This window comes from Plantactinospora sonchi, assembly GCF_036422035.1.
Lineage (GTDB): Bacteria > Actinomycetota > Actinomycetes > Mycobacteriales > Micromonosporaceae > Plantactinospora > Plantactinospora sonchi.
In genome coordinates, this window is the sequence record NZ_JAZGQK010000036.1 from 24321 (window position 1) to 43089 (window position 18769).

The 18769-nt window shown below is 71.2% G+C and carries 15 protein-coding genes; 10 read left to right on the forward strand and 5 right to left on the reverse strand.

The genetic code is table 11. The features are described 5' to 3' along the window. Positions 1–74 precede the first annotated feature (74 nt). Both V1633_RS32910 and V1633_RS32915 read left to right on the forward strand, forming a co-directional pair. Positions 75–992, forward strand: a complete 918-nt coding sequence (locus tag V1633_RS32910; protein WP_331218227.1) for an NUDIX domain-containing protein — start codon at positions 75–77, stop codon at positions 990–992. A 364-nt stretch (positions 993–1356) separates the two neighbouring features. Then, positions 1357–2286, forward strand: a complete 930-nt coding sequence (locus tag V1633_RS32915; protein WP_331218296.1) for a CDP-alcohol phosphatidyltransferase family protein — start codon at positions 1357–1359, stop codon at positions 2284–2286. A 161-nt stretch (positions 2287–2447) separates the two neighbouring features. Here the strand turns inward: V1633_RS32915 and V1633_RS32920 are convergent, their stop codons facing one another. The 3 genes from V1633_RS32920 to V1633_RS32930 form a co-directional block, all read right to left on the reverse strand. Then, a complete protein-coding gene (locus V1633_RS32920) occupies positions 2448–3701 on the reverse strand; it encodes a phosphatidylserine decarboxylase (RefSeq protein WP_331218228.1) in 1254 nt (417 codons plus the stop codon). 179 nt (positions 3702–3880) lie between these two features. Next, a complete protein-coding gene (locus tag V1633_RS37095; RefSeq protein ID WP_407952148.1) occupies positions 3881–4324 on the reverse strand; it encodes a phage holin family protein in 444 nt (147 codons plus the stop codon). Continuing rightward, positions 4321–6069 carry a PspC domain-containing protein gene (locus V1633_RS32930; protein ID WP_331218229.1) on the reverse strand — a complete coding sequence of 583 codons (1749 nt, stop codon included), beginning with the start codon at positions 6067–6069 and terminating at the stop codon, positions 4321–4323. Before V1633_RS32930 ends, V1633_RS37095 begins: the two co-directional genes overlap by 4 nt. A 118-nt stretch (positions 6070–6187) precedes the next feature. Between V1633_RS32930 and V1633_RS32935 the strand changes: the two genes are divergently transcribed. The 7 genes from V1633_RS32935 (at position 6188) to V1633_RS32965 (ending at position 14319) form a co-directional block, all read left to right on the forward strand. After that, positions 6188–7507, forward strand: a complete 1320-nt coding sequence (locus V1633_RS32935) for an ATP-binding protein (protein ID WP_407952149.1) — start codon at positions 6188–6190, stop codon at positions 7505–7507. A gap of 5 nt (positions 7508–7512) precedes the next feature. Further along, positions 7513–8193, forward strand: a complete 681-nt coding sequence (locus V1633_RS32940) for a response regulator transcription factor (RefSeq protein ID WP_331218230.1) — start codon at positions 7513–7515, stop codon at positions 8191–8193. Between the two features lie 308 nt (positions 8194–8501). Further along, positions 8502–10133 (forward strand): peptide ABC transporter substrate-binding protein, encoded by a 1632-nt coding sequence (locus V1633_RS32945; RefSeq protein WP_407952150.1) that lies wholly within the window; start codon positions 8502–8504, stop codon positions 10131–10133. 184 nt (positions 10134–10317) lie between these two features. Further along, on the forward strand, positions 10318–11244 hold the full coding sequence (locus V1633_RS32950) for an ABC transporter permease (protein WP_331218231.1): 927 nt from the start codon (positions 10318–10320) through the stop codon (positions 11242–11244). An 81-nt stretch (positions 11245–11325) separates the two neighbouring features. Then, a complete protein-coding gene (locus V1633_RS32955; RefSeq protein WP_331218232.1) occupies positions 11326–12255 on the forward strand; it encodes an ABC transporter permease in 930 nt (309 codons plus the stop codon). Positions 12256–12263: 8 nt separating this feature from the next. Continuing rightward, a complete protein-coding gene (locus tag V1633_RS32960) occupies positions 12264–13310 on the forward strand; it encodes an ABC transporter ATP-binding protein (RefSeq protein WP_331218233.1) in 1047 nt (348 codons plus the stop codon). Further along, a complete protein-coding gene (locus V1633_RS32965; protein ID WP_331218234.1) occupies positions 13291–14319 on the forward strand; it encodes an ABC transporter ATP-binding protein in 1029 nt (342 codons plus the stop codon). The genes V1633_RS32960 and V1633_RS32965 overlap by 20 nt, the downstream gene beginning before the upstream one ends. A gap of 158 nt (positions 14320–14477) precedes the next feature. Here V1633_RS32965 and V1633_RS32970 read toward each other — a convergent pair whose 3' ends face one another. After that, complete coding sequence (locus tag V1633_RS32970) at positions 14478–14807, reverse strand: chorismate mutase (protein WP_331218235.1); 330 nt, start codon at positions 14805–14807, stop codon at positions 14478–14480. Positions 14808–15211: 404 nt separating this feature from the next. On the opposite strand from V1633_RS32970, the gene pcrA reads away from it, so the two are divergent. Next, the gene (gene pcrA, locus V1633_RS32975; protein ID WP_331218236.1) at positions 15212–17614 is read left to right on the forward strand and encodes a DNA helicase PcrA; all 2403 of its coding nucleotides are present in this window, start codon (positions 15212–15214) and stop codon (positions 17612–17614) included. A gap of 18 nt (positions 17615–17632) precedes the next feature. Here pcrA and V1633_RS32980 read toward each other — a convergent pair whose 3' ends face one another. Continuing rightward, positions 17633–18718: a GntR family transcriptional regulator gene (locus V1633_RS32980; protein WP_331218237.1), complete on the reverse strand. Its 1086-nt coding sequence runs from the start codon at positions 18716–18718 to the stop codon at positions 17633–17635. Between the last annotated feature and the right edge of the window lie 51 nt (positions 18719–18769).

Genomic DNA, 18769 nt, shown 5'->3' on the forward strand with positions numbered 1-18769 from the left:
CCGTCTCCGCCCCCGGGCGCGAGCGCGGTGGTCCCGCCCTGCATGATCGATACAGCGGGCGGGAAGGGAGCGGTGTGGATCGGCGACGGCGGATCGGGGCGTACGGGCTGTGCCGGGACGGGGAGCGGGTGCTGCTCACCCGGGGCTCCGGCGCTTCACCGTTCCCGGGATACTGGCGGCTCCCCGGCGGGGAAGTGGCGCACGGCGAGCATCCGACGGCGGCGCTGTTGCGCGAGTTCCGTGCGGAGACCGGACTGGCCGTCGAGGCCACCGGGCTCCGGGCCGCCGTTGCCGACGTGGTCCGGCTGACCGGCCCCGACGGGCCGGTCGCGGAGCACACCGACCGAATCGTCTACGACGTCGCCACGACGGACGGGGTGCCGCGCGCCGAGTCCGACGGCGGCACCGACGCGGTCGCCTGGCTCACTCCGGCGGAACTGCCCGGGTTGCCGCTGATGCCGTTCACCGCCGAACTGCTCGGCCAGCCGGTGAACCCGCTGCCGGAGGGTGGGCCGCCCCCGGTCGGCGCCGAGTCGTCCCCGGCGCCGGTCGACCGTCGCCAGCGCTTCGCGGCGTACGGGCTGGCCACCGACCCGGCCGGGCGGGTCCTGCTCACCCTGATCGCCGACGGTTACCCGGGTGCCGGACTGTGGCACCTGCCGGGCGGTGGCACCGACCACGGGGAGCAGCCGGCCTCCGCCCTGCTCCGCGAACTCGTCGAGGAGACCGGGCAGCTGGGCCGGGTCACCGACCTGGTGCACGTGTCGCACCGGCACAGTCCGGCCGAGTACGGCCCCGAGGGGCGTCCGCTGGACTGGCACGGGGTCCGGGTGGTCTACCGGATCGTGGTCGACGCCCCCACCGAGGCGAAGGTCACCGAGGCGGCGGGTGGATCGACCGCGGAGGCTGCCTGGTTCACCCCGCTCGATGCCCCGGCGCCGCCGGCCACCACCGAGGTGGTGGCCGAGGTGTTACCGCTGCTGGCGGGCTGAGCCCCCGGCCGGGCGGGGCACCGGGGTCCGGGTCAAACGACCCTTGTGACTGGTTCGGCTAGAGTTGGGGGAGCACGATTCGGTGCCCGGAGGGCGCGGCGTCCCGAGATGGGAAGGTCTGAGTGTACCGCGAGGTTTGGGAAGAATACCCCAACGCGGCTATCGCGAATCCCCTCCGTCTGTGCAATGGTGTAGGCCGCAATTGGTTGCCGGCGAGCAGACCCGGCACTCGATGGCCGGGCGACCCGGCACCCGTGGCGGACAAAGTCGATCCGGTGATGGAGGAAACGTGCCGAGAGCCCCATGGCGTCGGCGTCGTACGTCGGACAGCCCGCGCCCGGCCGGGCGCCGCTGGGCGGGGCAGTTGCGCCGCAGTGGTGCGTTCGCCCGCCAGGTGCTGCTGGTCCGCGTGGGGCGCCGCGACCCACAGGTGGAGAGCGCAGGCGCACTGGTCCGGCCCGAACCCCACTACCTGGACGACTTCCGTCCCGAGGAGTCGTACGGCCTGGGTCGGCTGACCACCGCGGAGCTCGGGGCCGTCGTGCCGGTCAGCCCGGCGATCGGCCCGACCGGGGCGGTCGACGCCGACGGCCCGGCGATGTCCATCCCGCTGCTGCCCGGCGAGCGGAGCACCGCCCGCCGGCTCAAGTTCGCGCTGGTGAACGCCTGCACCGTGGCCAGCCTGATCCTCGGCCTGCTGGCGATCTTCCAGGCCATGCACGGCGACGTGCGGGTCGCGGCGTACTGCCTGATCGCCTGTGTCGCCTTCGACGGCCTCGACGGCGCCCTGGCCCGTCGGCTGGGCGTGGCGAGTCCGTTCGGCGCGCAGATGGACTCGCTGGCCGACATGTGCTCCTTCGGCCTCGCCGCGCCGGTCGTGGTCTACGCCTCGCTGGTCGGCTCGGTCTCCACCCCGGCGGCCACCGTCGCCTGCGCACTGGTCGCCGCCTGCGCCGCGATCCGGCTCGCCCGGTTCAACGTCTCGCCCAAGGACGGCCGGTTCTTCTGCGGGGTGCCGACCACCATGGCGGCCGCGGTGCTCGCCCTGGCGGTGCTGATCGGTCTGCCGGTCTCCGGCACCGTCCACGTCGCCGGCGTCGCGCTGCTGGCCTTCGCGATGGTCTCCAGCTTCCCGTACGCCAAGCTGGCCCGGCTGATCAAACTGCCGCCGTGGGTGTGGCTGGCCCCGGTGATCGGCGCCCTGCTCGACGTCCGGCTCACCTTCGCCGTCCTGGTGGTCGGCTACCTGGTCAGCGGCCCGCTGCTCTGGCTGCGTCAGCGCCGGGCGGTCTGATCCCGGGCCGGTCCCGTCGCGCCACCTGACGGCGCCCGGGCCGGTACGACCCGCGAGCCGGTCCGGCACCGTCTCGCGCAGGGAACGACAAAGGCCCGTACGCGTACCGAACGACGACAGGCCCGGCGGACACCTCCGCCGGGCCTGTCGTATGTCGCCGCTCAGCGCCAGCGGGCGATCACCGACGACCCGCCGACGACCCGGTCGCCCGGACCGACCAGTGGCTCGGCCGCGTCGGCCGGCAGGTAGACGTCGGTACGGGAGCCGAACCGGATCAGACCGAACCGTTCGCCCCGGGCGAGCAGTGCGCCGATCGGGGCCCGTTGCACGATCCGGCGGGCGATCAGGCCGGTGCGCTGGGCCACCACCACGGTGCCGTGCTCGGTGTCCAGCACCGTGTACGCCGCCACGTTGTGCTCGGCGTCCGGCTTCATCGCGGCCGCGAACCCGCCGTCCGCGACGAAGTAGTCGACCACCCGTCCGGCCACCGGGGCACGGTTGACGTGCACGTCCAGCACCGAGAGGAAAACCGCGACGCGCAGGAACTCGCCGTCACCGAAGCGTTCGTCGCGCAGCCGTTGCACCGACAGCACCTGGCCGTCGGCGGCGGCGACGATCGCCGACCCGTCCTCCGGGACGTCCCGTTCCGGATCCCGGAAGAAGGCGGCGACCGGACCGGCGGCCAGCGCGGGCAGCAGCCAGAGCCGGGACTTCGGGCGGGCGATCCGGGTGAGGGCGGCGAGCCCGAGCGCGATTCCGGCCGCGGCGACGCCGTTCGAGTCGATGTGCATGTTCCGGGTCAGCGGCACACTCGACGTGCGGTACGCGGGCGTCAGCTGGGCCGCCATCCCGACCTCGGCCAGCGTGAACCGGAGCCGGTGCACGCGCAGCGGCGGCCGGTTGACCAGCACGAGGTCGGTGCCGACCCCGAAGAGCGCGCTCTGCCGTTCGAGTTCGCCGACGGCCCCGGAACCCTGGCCGGGCAGTGCGGCCACCGCCACGCTCAGCACGCCGCCCTCGGTCAGGTACTTCGCCAGTCCGTCCACCGTCGTCCGGGCCTCGTCGGCACTGCCGGCCAGCGGCTGGGCGGCGATCACCACCTCCGCCGGCTCGACCTCGGTCAGCGAGCCGGCGACACGTACCCGGCGGGCGACCCACTGTCCGAGCGTGCCGAGGTGCTGCCGCAACTGCTCCGCAGTGGACGTCTCCGCCGCCACCAGGGTGAGCGTGTCGCCGGGCATCAACGCGTCGATCGCCGCGGTCAGTACGGGCGAGTCGGGAGTGGTACCGACCAGCAGGGCGTGCTTCGCGCCCTGGTGACGGGCGAGTTCGGTGGTGAGGACGCGGGCGGCGCGCTCGCCGACGCGGACCGGACGGCCTGGGCCGGTGCTGCGTACGGCGGGGGACTGGGTCATGTCGGGAGGGCTCCTCGCGAGGTCAGGACGGACGGCTGCCGGTACCGGCGCGGGCGCGGCGAACAACTTTCCGCCGTCCGCGGCGGACAACTTCCCGCCGTCCCCGGCGGTACCGGCCGGCGGAGGCGGAAACCTTCGCCGGCCAGTCTAGGCACCGCCTCCCGCGGCCGCACCGATCGTCAACGCCGCTGGTCCTCCGGGTCCGGCCGGTCCGGGTCGCCGATCGTGTCCTCCCCGGTCGTCCGGTGGTACTCCGCCGTGTCGTCGAAGCCGTCCGCGATCCGCCCGCTCCGGGAAAGTTCGGTGGTCGGCGTGTCGTCGGCGGCTCGGTCGTAGTCCTCCGCCACCGTCAGGTGCTGGGTCGGCTCCGCCGCCGTCGGTTGCTGGGCCGGCCCGGTCACCGTGGCGCGCTGGGCCGGCTCGGCCGCCGTCGGCGCCGATCGGCTGGAGCGCAGCGCGCCCATCAGCCCCAGCGCGCCGACCACGATCAGGGCCAGGGCCAGGATCCAGCCGACCGCCGGCAGGGCCAGGTTCATCAGCCGGGCGAGCAGCCACCACGCCGCGATGGCGAGGAAGATCAGGGCGAACGTCAGGGACACCCCGTCGGTACGGTGCGCCTTCATCGAGTCACCTCCGCGTATCCGGCGTTGACCGTCAGGAGAAGCGTCAGCTGACCGCCCCCCGTACCGTCGTCGCCGAGGTCGACCACCTCCGGGGTGGTTCCGCCGAAGTCGCCGTGCCGCCGGCCCAGGACGTCGGCGTCGCCCGCCTGCACGTCGACCCGTACGGTCACGTCGACCTCGGGTGGCAGGAGTACGCGTACCTCGCCGAGGTTGACGTCGACCCGTACCCTCGCCTCCTGGCCGGTGAAGTCGACCCGGGTCAGGTCGAGTGTCGAGCTGCCGAGCCGGGTCTGGTAGCTGTCGGCGAGCGCCGAGTAGCTGGCCGGTGCCCAGACCACGGACTCGTTGCTGTACCTGCTGGTGGATGATTCGGCGACGGTGGAGATGCCGAGTGCGCAGGCCGCGACCAGACCGAGCGCGATCAGCCAGCGTGCCCGGCCGAACCAGGTGCCGACCAGCAGCCCGAGCGCGATGGTCACCAGCGCGGCCGCGAAGTACGTGGAGGCGCTGACCCCGACCAGGTCGGTCAGGTCCAGGATGGCGACCAGACCGATCGCCACGAAGATCAGCGAGAAGGTGGCGGCACCCAACGCGGAGCGTTCCCGGGGCTTCTTCGGCGCCTTCGGGGCACGCGCCGGCGGAACCGGACCGACCCCGCTGCCGGCGTACGGTCCGTGCGGCGCGAACGGCGGCCGGTAACCGGACGGCGTCGCCGGTCCCGCCGGCGGCAGGCCCGAGCCGCGCGACGGCGGCACGAACGGCGGCTGCTGACCGGTTGGCGGTACCGGCGGCGCGACAGGTGCGCCGGAGACCGGCCCCGGGAGCCGGACGGCCGCCGGGACCTGGCCGGCGGACCAGGCCGGCGCGGGTACCTGGCTGGCCGGCCAGCCGGGTACGGGTGGGGCCGGGGGCGGCCATCCGGGCGCGCCGGCGGGGGCACCGACCCAGCCCGGCTGGCCGGACCCGGCCGGTGCCACCGGCGGGACCGGTGCCGCCGGCGGGTAGCCCGGGACGGGGTACGGCGGCTGGGGCGGGTACGGGCCGGCGCCGCCCTCCGGCGGCGCGTGTCCCGGACCACTCCGGTCCGGGTGCCGGTTGAGCAGCAGTGCTCCGCCGATCAGCACGGCCAGGCCGAGCAGCACCGCCCGGTACGGGTCGGTGACGATGAAACCGAACATGACCGCGACGAGGATGCCGAGGACGAGCACGGTGACCGGGGACATGCTGGACCGGCCACGCCCCAGCATCGACTCGACCGGGGACGCGCTGTCTCCCTCGGACGGGATGATCAGCCAGGCGGCGACGTACACCAGGATGCCGATTCCGCCGAAGAAGCCGAGGACGGCGAGCAGGACCCGCCAGAGGATCGGGTCGCTGTTCGTGGCCCGGCCGATCGCGGCGCAGACGCCGGCCAGGTAGCGGCCCTCGGTGGGCCGGACGAGCCCGTACCGGTAGGTGAACGCGCCGGGCGGGGTCCGGCCGGGGTCCGGCGGCGGGTTCCGGTCCGATCCCGGCGGGGGCCAGCCGGTGGCGGCCGGGTCGCCGGTGCCGGACGCGGCGTACGGGTCGGCGCCGGTGCCGGAGGCGGCGTACGCCCCCGGGCCGGAAACGGAACCCGGGGGAGTCTCGGAATCCGGTCGCGGTGCGGCGGGTGGGGTCAGCGGCATGGTGTCCTGATCATCCGGGTGCTCGGGGCCGCCCTCCGGACGTGGTCTCCCACGGGCGGCGGCAGCGTCGTCGGTCATGCTCCGATCCTGCTCCGTCCCCCGGTCAGCTACCTCAGGCAGCGACCCTGAACCCACCCTGAGATATCTCCTGGCCCGATGTCCGGGGAGTCCCGATGGCTGAGGACCGGCCGCACGTGTGACGATCGGAGCGGCGGTCGCCCGGATGACCCGACCGGTCGTCCGTCGCCGCCGGCACCACGACAAGGAGCAGCTGATCCGTACCGCCGAACCACCCCGCCTCTACCGCGCCCGCCACCATCGTATGGTCGCCGGCGTGGCCTCCGGCATAGCCGGACATCTGGGCATTCCGGTGGTCCTGGTCCGGGTCGTGTTCGTGCTGCTGCTCGGGTTCAGCGGGCTGGGCCTGCTGCTCTACGCGGCGTTCTGGGCGGTGGTGCCGCCCCAGCCCGGTGGTACGGAGCCCCCGCCGCGCCGCAACGTCTTCCAGTTGCTGCCGTTCGTGGCCATCGGGCTCGGCGTGATCCTGATCGAGGTCATGCTGTTGAAGTCCGGCGGTGTGTCCGGAACGGCTGGCTGGCTGGTGTCGATCATCGCGGTCGGTGCCGGGGTGATCTGGCACCAGTCCGCGCCGGAGCGCCGGTGGCACTGGCGTGAGTCGCCCGTGCCGTGGCTCGGCGCGGTGGTCGAGGAGAGCGACCGGCGGGCCTTCATCCTCCGGTTCATCGGCGGTGGGCTGCTGGTCGCGATCGGCCTGATCGGGGTCGTGGCGGTGTACCGCCCGCAGGGCAACTTCGACGCGGTGGTCAACGGGGTGATCTTCGCCCTGGTCGCGCTCGCCGGAGTCGCGGTGGTGGCCGCTCCCGCGCTGTGGCGGACGTACAACCAGTTGCGCGCCGAGCGGGAGGGGCGGATCCGCGAGCAGGAACGGGCCGAACTCGCCGCCATGGTGCACGACCAGGTGCTGCACACCCTCGCCCTGATCCAGCGCAACGCGACCGACGTCAAGACCGTGCAGCGGCTGGCCCGGGGGCAGGAGCGGTCGCTGCGGAACTGGCTCTACAAGCCGACCGCGTCCCCGACCGAGCGGTTCGCGGCCGCGCTGGAGCAGGCCGCCGCCGAGGTCGAGGACACCTTCGCGATCACGGTGGAGACGGTGGTCGTCGGCGACCGGGAGACCGACGAGCGGGTCGGCGCGCTGGTCGCCGCCGCCCGGGAGGCGCTGGTCAACGCGGCCCGGCACGCCAAGGTGCAGACCGTGTCGCTCTACGCCGAGGTCGAGCCGGACCAGCTCAGTGTTTTCGTCCGCGATCGCGGAGCGGGCTTCGACCTGTCTACGGTGGAAGACCACCGGCACGGCGTACGGGGCTCGATCATCGGTCGGATGAAGCGGCACGGCGGTCGGGCCGAGATCCGCAGTACACCGGGAGACGGTACCGAGGTGCGGCTGTTCCTGCCGCTGTCCCGGGAGAGTGCGACACCAGGAAAGGACAGGTAGCGATCATGGTCGAGATGGGATCGGTCGGGGAGGGCACGCCCGAGCCACGGCCGCTGCGGGTCTTTCTCGTCGACGACCACGCGATGTTCCGGGCCGGGGTACGCGCCGAGCTGGGCGCCCACGTGGAGGTGATCGGCGAGGCGAGCACCGTGGCCGAGGCGATCACCCGGATCGGGGTGACCGCACCGGACGTGGTGCTGCTCGACGTGCACATGCCGGACGGCGGTGGTCGGGCGGTGCTGGACGCGGTCCGGCGTACCCAGCCCGAGGTGCGGTTCCTGGCGCTGAGCGTCTCGGACGCGGCGGAGGACGTGATCGGTCTGATCCGGGCGGGTGCCCGGGGGTACGTCACCAAGACCATCTCGCCCGAGGAGCTGACCGCCGCGATCCGCCGGGTCGCGGACGGCGACGCGGTCTTCAGTCCCCGGCTGGCCGGTTTTGTCCTCGACTCGTTCGCGGCCCGGCCGGACGCGCCGGTCGCCGACCCGGAGCTGGACCAGCTCACCAACCGGGAGCGTGAGGTGCTCCGGCTGCTCGCCCGGGGGTACGCGTACAAGGAGATCGCCAAGGAGCTGTTCATCTCCATCAAGACGGTGGAGACCCACGTCTCGAACGTGCTCCGCAAGCTCCAGATGTCCAACCGCTACGAGCTGTCCCGGTGGGCCGCCGACCGGCGTCTGGTCTGAGGCCCCGGCGCGGTTCCGGACGTCCGGCGGATGGCGACGGACGGTACTCGCTTGACATCGCAGGGCATCGAGGGGGACGCGGGCTAGGTCACAACGGGCCCGCCAGGCATCGGTGGAGATGACCATGTCACAGGTGTTTGAGCTGCTCAGTCGTGGGCTCCGGATGGACTGTGGATGACCGTCAACCGGCCTGAAACATGGCCGGCAACTAACGGGTTGATAACGGCACCTTTCCGCGCTAGGCAGCTCAGTGTCACAGTGTCAGTCACCTCACAGTCCCTCGTGAGCGCCCTGAGGAGGCTCTACTCATGCGCGGGCATTTCCCGTTCAAGATGGCGGTCGGAGCGACCGCCATAATGTTGTTGGCGGCAGGTTGCAGCGGAGGCGGTGACGAGGCCGAAGCCCAGGGGCTGGTGGTCTCGATCAACATCGGCGAGCCGCAGCACATGATCCCGTCCAACTGCACCGAGTCCAACTGTGCGGAGGTGCTCGCCGCCCTCTACACCCCCCTGATCGACTTCGACGCCAACAACAACCCGGTCCTGGTGGCCGCCGAGTCGGTCGAGTCCCAGGACAACAAGGTCTGGACCGTCAAGCTCAAGAGCGGCTACACCTTCCACAACGGCGAGAAGGTCACCGCCGACAGCTACATCAAGGCCTGGAACCACGCGGCGTACGGGCCGAACGGCAACGGCGGCTCCTACTTCCTGGAGCGGGTCGAGGGCTACGACGCGCTGCAGTCCACGGACCCGGACGGCGAGGAGGGCCCGCAGAAGGCTCCGGAGCCGGCGGCCAAGACCATGACCGGTCTGGCGAAGGTCGACGAGTCCACCTTCACCGTGACGCTGAAGGAGCCCTTCTCCGGCTGGCGCTCGGTCATGGGCTACACCACGTTCTACCCGCTGCCCGAGGCGGCGTGGGCGTCCGACGGTGTGCTCAAGGAGGACTTCGAGCAGGCGCCGATCGGTAACGGCCCGTTCAAGATCAAGGGCAAGTGGGAGCACGACTCCAAGGTCGAGGTCGAGGCGTTCGACGGCTACACGGGTGAGAAGCCGAAGATCGGTGGCGTGCTCTACAAGATCTACCAGGAGCAGACGACGGCCTACGCCGACCTGCAGAGCGGCCAGCTCGACATCATGACCCAGATCCCGATCGAGAACCTGGCCAGCGCGCCGGCCGAACTGGGTGACCGGTTCAAGACCAGCCCGAACTCCACCTTCCAGTTCATGGGCTTCCCGACCTTCCTCCCGCAGTACTCGAAGGTCGAGGTCCGCAAGGCGATCTCCATGGCGATCAACCGCAAGGAGATCACCGACACCATCTTCCGGGGCGCCCAGACCCCGGCGACCTCGTTCGTCTCCCCGGCCGTCGCCGGCTACCGCGAGAACACCTGCGGCGAGGCGTGCGTGTACGACCCGGTCAAGGCCAAGGCGCAGTACGAGGCCGCCGGCGGTCCGAAGCAGATCAAGTTCACCTACAACGCCGACGGTGGCCACAAGCCGTGGGTCGACGCGACCTGCAACCAGCTCAAGACCAACCTCGGCGTGGACTGCGTCGGTGTCGGCGAGCCGAAGTTCGCGGACCTGCTGACCAAGGTCGAGAACAAGGAAGACGTCGGCCTGATCCGGCTCGGCTGGATCATGGACTACCCGCTGATGGAGAACTACCTCGGCCCGCTGTACGGCACCGGTGGTTCGTCGAACTACTACGGTTACAGCAACCCGGAGTTCGACAACCTGGTGAAGCAGGGTTCGGCGGCGAAGACGCCGGAGGAGGCCATCAAGATCTGGCAGCAGGCCGAGGACATCCTGGCCCGCGACATGCCGGTGATCCCGCTGCGTCTCGGCCAGAACGTCTTCGGGCACTCCGAGAAGGTCAAGAACGTCGAGCTCGACAAGTTCTCGAAGGTCGACCTGCTGAAGCTCGAGCCCGCGAGCTGATCTGACCGCTGAGCGGCGAACGGTCCGGTCCTCCCCCCGGTCACTCCGGGTCGGACCGGACCGTTCGTGCGGGCTTCACCGACCCGACCCGGGCCGGTGGGGGCTGTGCTCGCCACCGTGGGCATCACGGTCCGGCTGCCCTCCAGGCAGCCGCCGGTGCTCGTATCCGCAGAGGACTTGGGATATGTTCCGCTACTTCGTGCGGCGCGTGCTGCAAGGGGTCCTGACGTTTTTCGGGGCCACCTTCATCGTGTACGCGCTGATGTTCGCCAACCAGGACGACCCGCTCCAGGCGTTGGCCGGTGAGAAGCCGCTGGCACCGAACGTCCGGCAGGCGCTCACCGAAAGGTATCACCTGGACGAGCCTTTCATCGCCCAATATGGGCATTACATGCGTGGCCTGCTCACCGGTGATTTCGGCATCTCGCTCACCAACCGCAAGATCTCCGACATGATGCAGCAGGCGTGGCCGGTGACGTTCCGGCTCGCCCTCTTCGCGCTCATCATCGCGGTGCTTGTCGCGGTGACCGCCGGCGTCGTCTCCGGCATCCGTCGGGGCGGCCCCTTCGACACCGTCACCCTCTTCATCACGCTGGTGCTGCTCGCCCTGCCGATCGTGGTGCTGGCGCCGCTGGCCCAGCTCCTCTTCGGGGTGCAGTTGAAGTGGTTCCCGACGACCGCCGGCGCCGAACCCGGGTTGTACCAACTCATGCTGCCGGCGCTCGTGCTGGCCAGCCTCGTGATCGCCACCCAGTTGCGGGTCACCCGCGCCTCGGTGGCGGAGAACCTCCGGTCGGACTACGTTCGGACCGCCCGGGCCAAGGGCCTGTCGAAGCGCCGGGTGATCGGCGTGCACGTGCTCCGGAACTCGCTGATCCCGGTGGTGACGCTGATCGGCCTCGACCTCGGCGGCCTGATGGCCGGCGCGATCGTGACCGAGGGCGTGTTCAACATCCCCGGGGTCGGCTTCAACCTGTTCCGGGGCATCCGGACCGAGGACGGCCCGCTGGTGGTCGGCTTCGTCAGCATCCTGGTGATCGTCTTCCTGGTCGTGAACCTGATCGTCGACCTGTTGTACGCGGTCCTCGACCCGAGGATCCGTTATGAGTGAACAAACCCTTCCGCTCTGTGTGTGTGCGTCACGGCGGCGCCGGTCCGGGCATGGTGGCGACGTGAGTAAGCGAGGCGTCCGATGAGTAACATGGAATCAGTCGCACAGACCGAGACTCCGACCATTGCCGCGGCGGGTGACGACGGCCCGGAGAAGCCACGCAGCCTGGCCGGCGACGCCTGGCAGGACCTCCGGCGTAACTGGATCTTCTGGGCCGCCTCGGTGCTGGTCCTCCTGGTCGTCACCATGGCCGCCTTCCCGAGCCTGTTCACCTCCGCCGACCCGGGCCTCTGCCAGCTCTCGCGGCAGCACGCCGGGCCGAGCGGCGGGGCGATCTTCGGCTACAACTTCCAGGGCTGCGACGTCTACGCCCGGACCGTCTACGGCGCCCGCAACTCGGTCCTGATCGGACTCTTCGCCACGATCATCGCCGGGCTGATCGGGCTCGTCATCGGAATGGCCTCCGGCTACTTCGGCGGCTGGGTCGACGCCGTACTGGCCCGGGGCATCGACATCGTGCTGGGCATTCCCACCCTGCTGGCCGCGATCGTGCTGGCCCGCCGGCTGGCGTCGGACCCGCAGAACTCGGGCTTCTGGGCGGTGGTGTTCACGCTGGGCGTACTGACCTGGACCACCGCTGCCCGGATCATGCGTTCGTCGGTCATCTCGGCGAAGAACCAGGACTACGTCGCGGCGGCCCGGATGCTCGGTGCCGGTCACGGCCGGCTGATGCTCCGGCACATCCTGCCGAACGCCGCCGCGCCGTTCGTGGTGGTGTTGACCATCCTGCTCGGTATCAACATCGCCACCGAGGCCACCCTGACGTTCCTCGGTGTCGGCCTGCGCGGCAACGCCATCTCCTGGGGCATCGACATCTCGGTGGCGGCGCCGTTCGTCCGGGAGACGGCCACCCCGCTGGTCTGGCCGTCGGTGTTCCTTGCCGCGACCGTACTGGCGTTCATCATGCTCGGCGACGCGATCCGCGACGCCTTCGACCCGAGGCTGCGGTGAGTTGAGCCATGACCGACATCAAGGCTGAGATCGACGTCCTGCCGGGGCTGGACTCCAGCGCCCGGCTGCTCGAGGTCGAGAACCTGCACGTCGAGTTCCGCACCCAGGCGGGCGTGGCCAAGGCGATCAACGGCGTCAACCTGGCGCTGGACCCGGGCGAGACCCTGGCGATCCTCGGCGAGTCCGGCTGCGGCAAGTCCGTCACCGCCCAGGCGATCATGGGCATCCTCGACTCGCCACCCGGTTTCGTCACCGGCGGTGAGATCCGCTACCGCGGCGTCGACCTGCTGAAGCTCCCGGAGGAGGAGCGACGCAAGGTACGCGCCAACCACATCGCGATGATCTTCCAGGACGCGCTCTCCGCGCTGAACCCGGTCTTCTCGGTCGGGTTCCAGCTCGGTGAACTGTTCCGGATGCACCGCGGTACCTCCCGCCAGGACGCCAAGCGGCGCTCGATCGAACTGCTGGACATGGTCAAGATCCCTGCCGCCCGGCAGCGGATCAACGACTACCCGCACCAGTTCTCCGGCGGCATGCGGCAGCGCGTGATGATCGCGATGGCGCTGGCCCTGGACCCCCGGGTGCTGATCGCCGACGAGCCGACCACCGCGCTCGACGTGACCGTGCAGGCGCAGATCATGAGCCTGCTCGCCGAACTGCAGCGCGAGCGGAACATGGGCATGATCCTGATCACCCACGACATGGGGGTGGTCGCGGACGTGGCCGACCGGATCTCGGTGATGTACGCCGGCAAGGTGGTCGAGGAGGCGCCGGTCCTGGACATCTACGCCCGGCCGGCGCACCCGTACACCAAGGCTCTGTTGGAGTCGATTCCGCGGCTGGACCTGAAGGGCCAGCAGCTCAATGTGATCAAGGGTCTGCCGCCGAACCTGACCCGCATCCCGGCGGGTTGCCCGTTCCACCCGCGCTGTGCGTACGCCCGGGACGTCTGCCGGGCCGATCCGCCACCGCCCCAGTACGACGTGGCGGCCGGCCGGACCGCGCGGTGCCATTTCTGGACGGAGGTGGTCGGCGATGAGCCAGCCGTCAAGTGACAAAGAGATCGTGCTCGAGACCACGGGACTGATCAAGCATTTCCCGATCACCCGCGGCATCGTCTTCCAGCGGAAGATCGGCGCGGTCCGGGCGGTCGACGGGGTGGACCTGAAACTGCGCCGGGGAGAGACCCTCGGCGTGGTGGGCGAGTCCGGCTGTGGCAAGTCCACCCTGGCCAAGCTCCTGGTCGGCCTGGAGAAGCCGACCGACGGAGCGATCAACGTACGCGGCCAGGACATGCCGAAGCTGACCGGCGCCGCACTGCGTCGGGCCCGTCGCAACATCCAGATGGTGATGCAGGACCCGTACACCTCGCTGAACCCGCGGATGACGGTCGGCGACATCATCGGTGAGCCGTTCGACATCCACCCGGAGGTGGCCCCCCGGGGCGAGCGGAAGCGGCGGGTGCAGGAGCTGCTCGAACTGGTGGGCCTGAACCCGGAGCACCTGAACCGGTACCCGCACCAGTTCTCGGGTGGTCAGCGGCAGCGGATCGGGATCGCCCGGGCGTTGGCGTTGAAGCCGGAGATCATCGTCTGTGACGAGCCGGTGTCGGCGCTGGACGTGTCGATCCAGGCCCAGGTGATCAACCTGCTGGAGGGTCTGCAGGACGAGCTGGGGCTGTCGTACATCTTCATCGCGCACGACCTGTCGGTGGTGCGGCACATCGCCGACCGGGTGGCGGTGATGTACCTCGGGAAGATCGTGGAGATCGGTACCGAGGACGAGATCTACGAGCGGCCGACGCATCCGTACACCCAGGCGCTGCTCTCGGCGGTGCCGGTGCCGGACCCGACGCTGCGGGGTCAGCGGGACCAGATCGTCCTCGAGGGCGACGTGCCGTCGCCGGCGAACCCGCCGTCGGGCTGCCGGTTCCGGACCCGTTGCTGGAAGGCGCAGGACATCTGCGCCACCGAGGAGCCGGCGCTGGTCACCCGGGAGCACTCGGCACACCCGAGCGCGTGCCACTTCGCGGAGGAGCGCAACGTGGTGCACGCGGTCGAGTAGACCGGTCAGGCGCTGGTGGACAGCCTGACCCGGCTGTACCACCAGTGAGTAGAAACGCCTCCTCATTGCCCGGGGCGCGGGCCGTCATCCATGCGGCCGGCGTCCCGGGCTCGCGTCTTTCCCGGGCTCGCGTCCGTCCCGGGCGAGGGCGCGGCGGTTCAGAGCGGGCCGCGACCCGCCCGCAGCAGCAGCAGGGCGAGCTGGGTGCCGTCCGCGCCCAACTCCTGGCGGAAGCGCTCCAGGATCTCCCGCTCCCGGGACAGGACGAGCCGGGTGCCGCCGGACGCTATCCGGGTCCGGCCGACCTCCTGCGAGATGGCCGCCCGCTCCTTCCAGAGCGCGATCAGGTCACGGTCGATCTGGTCGATCCGCTCCCGCAACCCGAGGATGTGCTCCGACGCCGCGGGTGCGGTGGTGCCCGTCTCGTGGGCCGCCTCGTCGGTTGACCCGACGGCCTCGACGGAATCCGCGGCCAGTTCTGCGCTCATGGGGTCCTCCCTGCCGGTTCGGTCCCCGGTGTCTGGATCCCGATGCGAAAAGCCCCGGGCTCCAGGAGCCCGGGGCTTTTCGTAGGTCATTGATCAGGCGCGACCCACGGCTGCCGGACTCCCGGTGCCGTAGTAAAAGTAGTAGTGCGCCTGATGGATCACGGGTCGAGTATGCCCAGCCGGCGGTGCTTTGGCAAGCGGTTCGGCAAAGCCGTGACCAGGGCGGCGGCAGATGCCCGGGTGGCGATCGGGCCTGGTCTCGTGGGGTGCGCGGGGCTGGTCTCGTGGGTGCGCGGGGGTGGCGGTGGGGGTGGGGGCCGGGTCGTGGATCGCGCGGGCCGTCAGATCGAGGGGCCGTGTGCGGCGGGGTTGTTGTCCGCCCGGCGGCATAGACTCGCGAGGCGATGCAATCACTCTTCGACCCCCCACCGTTCGGGACCCCGCCGCCCGACGCCCAGTCGGCCCCGGGCACGCCCCGGCACCGCCCGGCGCACCTCGATCCGCAGGCCCTGCTGGACGGGCTCAACGGCCCCCAGCGGGACGCGGTGACCCACTCCGGCTCCCCGCTGCTCATCGTCGCCGGAGCCGGTTCGGGCAAGACCCGTGTCCTCACCCACCGGATCGCCTACCTGCTCGCCGCCCGGGACGTCCACCCGGGGGAGATCATCGCGATCACCTTCACCAACAAGGCGGCCGGGGAGATGAAGGACCGGGTCGCCGCCCTGGTCGGGCCCCGGGCCCGGCTCATGTGGGTCTCCACGTTCCACTCCGCCTGCGTACGCATCCTGCGGGCCGAGCACGAGCACGCCGGGCTGAAGTCGACGTTCTCCATCTACGACGCGGACGACTCGCGTCGGCTGATGCAGCTGGTGGCCCGGGAACTCGACCTGGACCCGAAGCGTTACCCGGCCCGGGGGCTGACCGCCCAGGTGTCGAACCTGAAGAACGAACTGGTCGACCCGGAGGCGTTCGCCGCGCGGGCGAGCGGGCCGAACGAGCGGGCCCTCGCCGAGGCGTACACGCTCTACCAGCGACGGCTCACCGAGGCGCACGCCCTCGACTTCGACGACCTGATCATGACCACGGTGCATCTGCTGCAGTCGCACCCGCACGTCGCGGAGCGCTATCACCGTCGGTTCCGGCACGTCCTGGTCGACGAGTACCAGGACACCAACCACGCGCAGTACACGCTGGTCAAGGAGCTGGTCGGCAGCGGTGGCGACATCGAGCCGGCCGAACTCTGCGTGGTCGGTGACGCCGACCAGTCGATCTACGCCTTCCGGGGCGCGACGATCCGCAACATCCTGGAGTTCGAGCGGGACTTCCGCGACGCCCGGACCATCCTGCTGGAGCAGAACTACCGCTCGACCCAGACCATCCTGAACGCCGCCAACGCGGTGATCGAGCGCAACTCCTCCCGCAAGCCGAAGCGGCTCTGGAGTGAGCAGGGCCTGGGGGAGCAGATCGTCGGGTACGTCGCCGACACCGAGCACGCCGAGGCGGACTGGGTCGGCCGGGAGATCGACCGGCTCTGCGACGCCGGGCAGACCCGCCCCGGTGACGTGGCGGTCTTCTACCGCACCAACGCCCAGTCCCGGGTCTTCGAAGAGGTCTTCATCCGGGTCGGCCTGCCGTACAAGGTGGTCGGTGGGGTCCGGTTCTACGAGCGCAAGGAGGTCCGGGACGCCCTGGCCTACCTGCGGGCGGTGGTCAACGACGACGACACGGTGAGCATCCGGCGCATCCTGAACACGCCCCGGCGTGGGATCGGCGACCGGGCCGAGGCGTGTGTGGAGGCGCTCGCCACCCGGGACCGGATCTCCTTCGGTGCCGCGCTGCACCGGGCGGCGGAGGCGCCGGGCATCTCCACCCGGGCTGCCAACGCGATCGCCGAGTTCGTCAACCTGCTCGACGGGGTACGCGAGCTGGCCGGGACCGCGTTGCCGGAGGAGGTGCTGGAGGCACTGCTCACCCGTTCCGGCTACCTCGCCGAGCTGGAGGAGAGCCTCGACCCGCAGGACGCCGGTCGGGTGGAGAATCTCCAGGAACTGGTCAGCGTCGCCCGGGAGTACACCGAGCGGGCCGAGGCGCTGGCGGAGGAGGGCGGGCCGGGTGCCACGCTGGCCGGCTTCCTGGAGCAGGTCGCGCTCGTCGCCGACGCCGACCAGGTCCCCTCGGACGATCCCGACCACCAGGGCGTGGTCACCCTGATGACCCTGCACACCGCCAAGGGCCTGGAGTTCCCGGTGGTGTTCCTGACCGGTCTGGAGGACGGCGTCTTCCCGCACCTGCGGGCCCTCGGTGACAACCGGGAGCTGGAGGAGGAACGCCGGTTGGCGTACGTCGGGATCACCCGGGCCCGGCAGCGGCTCTACCTGTCCCGGGCGGTGACCCGCTCGGCGTGGGGGCAGCCGTCGTACAACCCGCCGTCGCGGTTCATGGACGAGCTGCCGACCGACCTGGTCCGCTGGGAGCGGACCGAGGGGGCGTACACGTCGTGGTCCGGCACCGGGGGCGGGGTCGGCGGGCGCGGCACCGAACGACGCCCGAGCGGCTTCACCGGGGGTACGCCGAAGGCCGCCCAACTCGCCTCGCGGCTGGGCGTGGACGCCAGCCGGCTCAGCACCGCGAGCGAGTTGAAGCAGCCGCCCAAGGTCGAGGTCGGGGACCGGGTCAACCACCAGCGGTACGGCCTCGGCCGGGTGCTCGCGGTCGAGGGGCACGGACCGGGCGCCCGGGCGCAGATCAACTTCGGCGACCAGACGCTGTGGCTGGTGCTGCGGCACGCCCCGATCGACAAGCTCTGAGCGACGCCGGGGCGGGCCTCAGCGGGGTCCCGCCCCGGTCCGCTGTCCGAGCCGTACCGCGAGCCCGTCCAGCAGGGCGTGCAGTCCCAGCTCGAAGAGGCGGGTCAGGTCCAGGTCGTAGCCGGTCCGGCGGAAGCTGCCGAGTATCCGGGCGTAGGTGGGGTAGGGGCCGGCGGTGGCCAGCGCGTCCATCGCGGGCGCCTGGGTGTCGATCCACTGCTCGTCGGAGAGCCCGGTGGCCGCCCTGGCCTGCGCCTCCCGTTCCAGGTGCACGGCGAGTCCCTGCACGTGGTTGTAGATCAGGACGGTCACGTCCAGCATGGTCGTCGGGTCGAGGCCCAGGGCGTCGAGGGCGCTGAGCATCCGCTCGCTGTGGACCAGCAGGTTCGGCAGCGGCAGTGGCCGGCTCAGTGGGCCGGTATGCGCCAGCCAGGGATGACGTCGGTGCAGCTCCCAGAGCACCCGCGCGCCGAGTTCGAGTTGGCTGCGCCAGCCCGCCGGCGTCGACTCGGGCGGGTACTGCTCGCCGTACGCCGTGTCGGCCATCAGCCGGACGAGGTCGTCCTTGCTGCCGACGTACCGGTAGGGGGACATGGTGGAGACTCCGAGCCGGGACGCCACGGCACGCATGGAGAGCGCGTCCAGTCCTTCGGCGTCGGCGATCTCGATGGCGGCGCGGACGATCCGGTCCCGGTTCACGTCGGCTTCCGGGCGTGCGGAGACCCGGGCCGCCGGCCGCCGACCGGATGGTCCCAGCTCTGGTTCCCGACCCGGCTGTGCCGCGTCTGACCGGTCGGCACCGGGCCGTTCGGTCGGCTGCCGGGTGGGCTGCCGCGTGGTGTGCCGGGTCGGCTGTCGGGCGGACCGTGGTGGTGTCGGCGCGGCCGGTGCCTCGGCCACCACCGTGCCGACCCGGGGGCGGGCCCGCACCACACCCTGCTCGCGCAGGGTGCTCAGGGCCCGGGTCGCGGTGGCCAGGGCGACGCCCCATTCGGTGGCGATCTGCCGGGTCGACGGCACCCGGTCGCCGGGGGCGAGTTCGCCGGTCGCGATGCGTCGCCGGAGGTCGGCGACGATGCGCCGGTACGGCGGGTCAGCTGGCACCACACACCTCCACGGGACCTGTCCTAGTACAGATCCTAGCCGGGCAGCGCC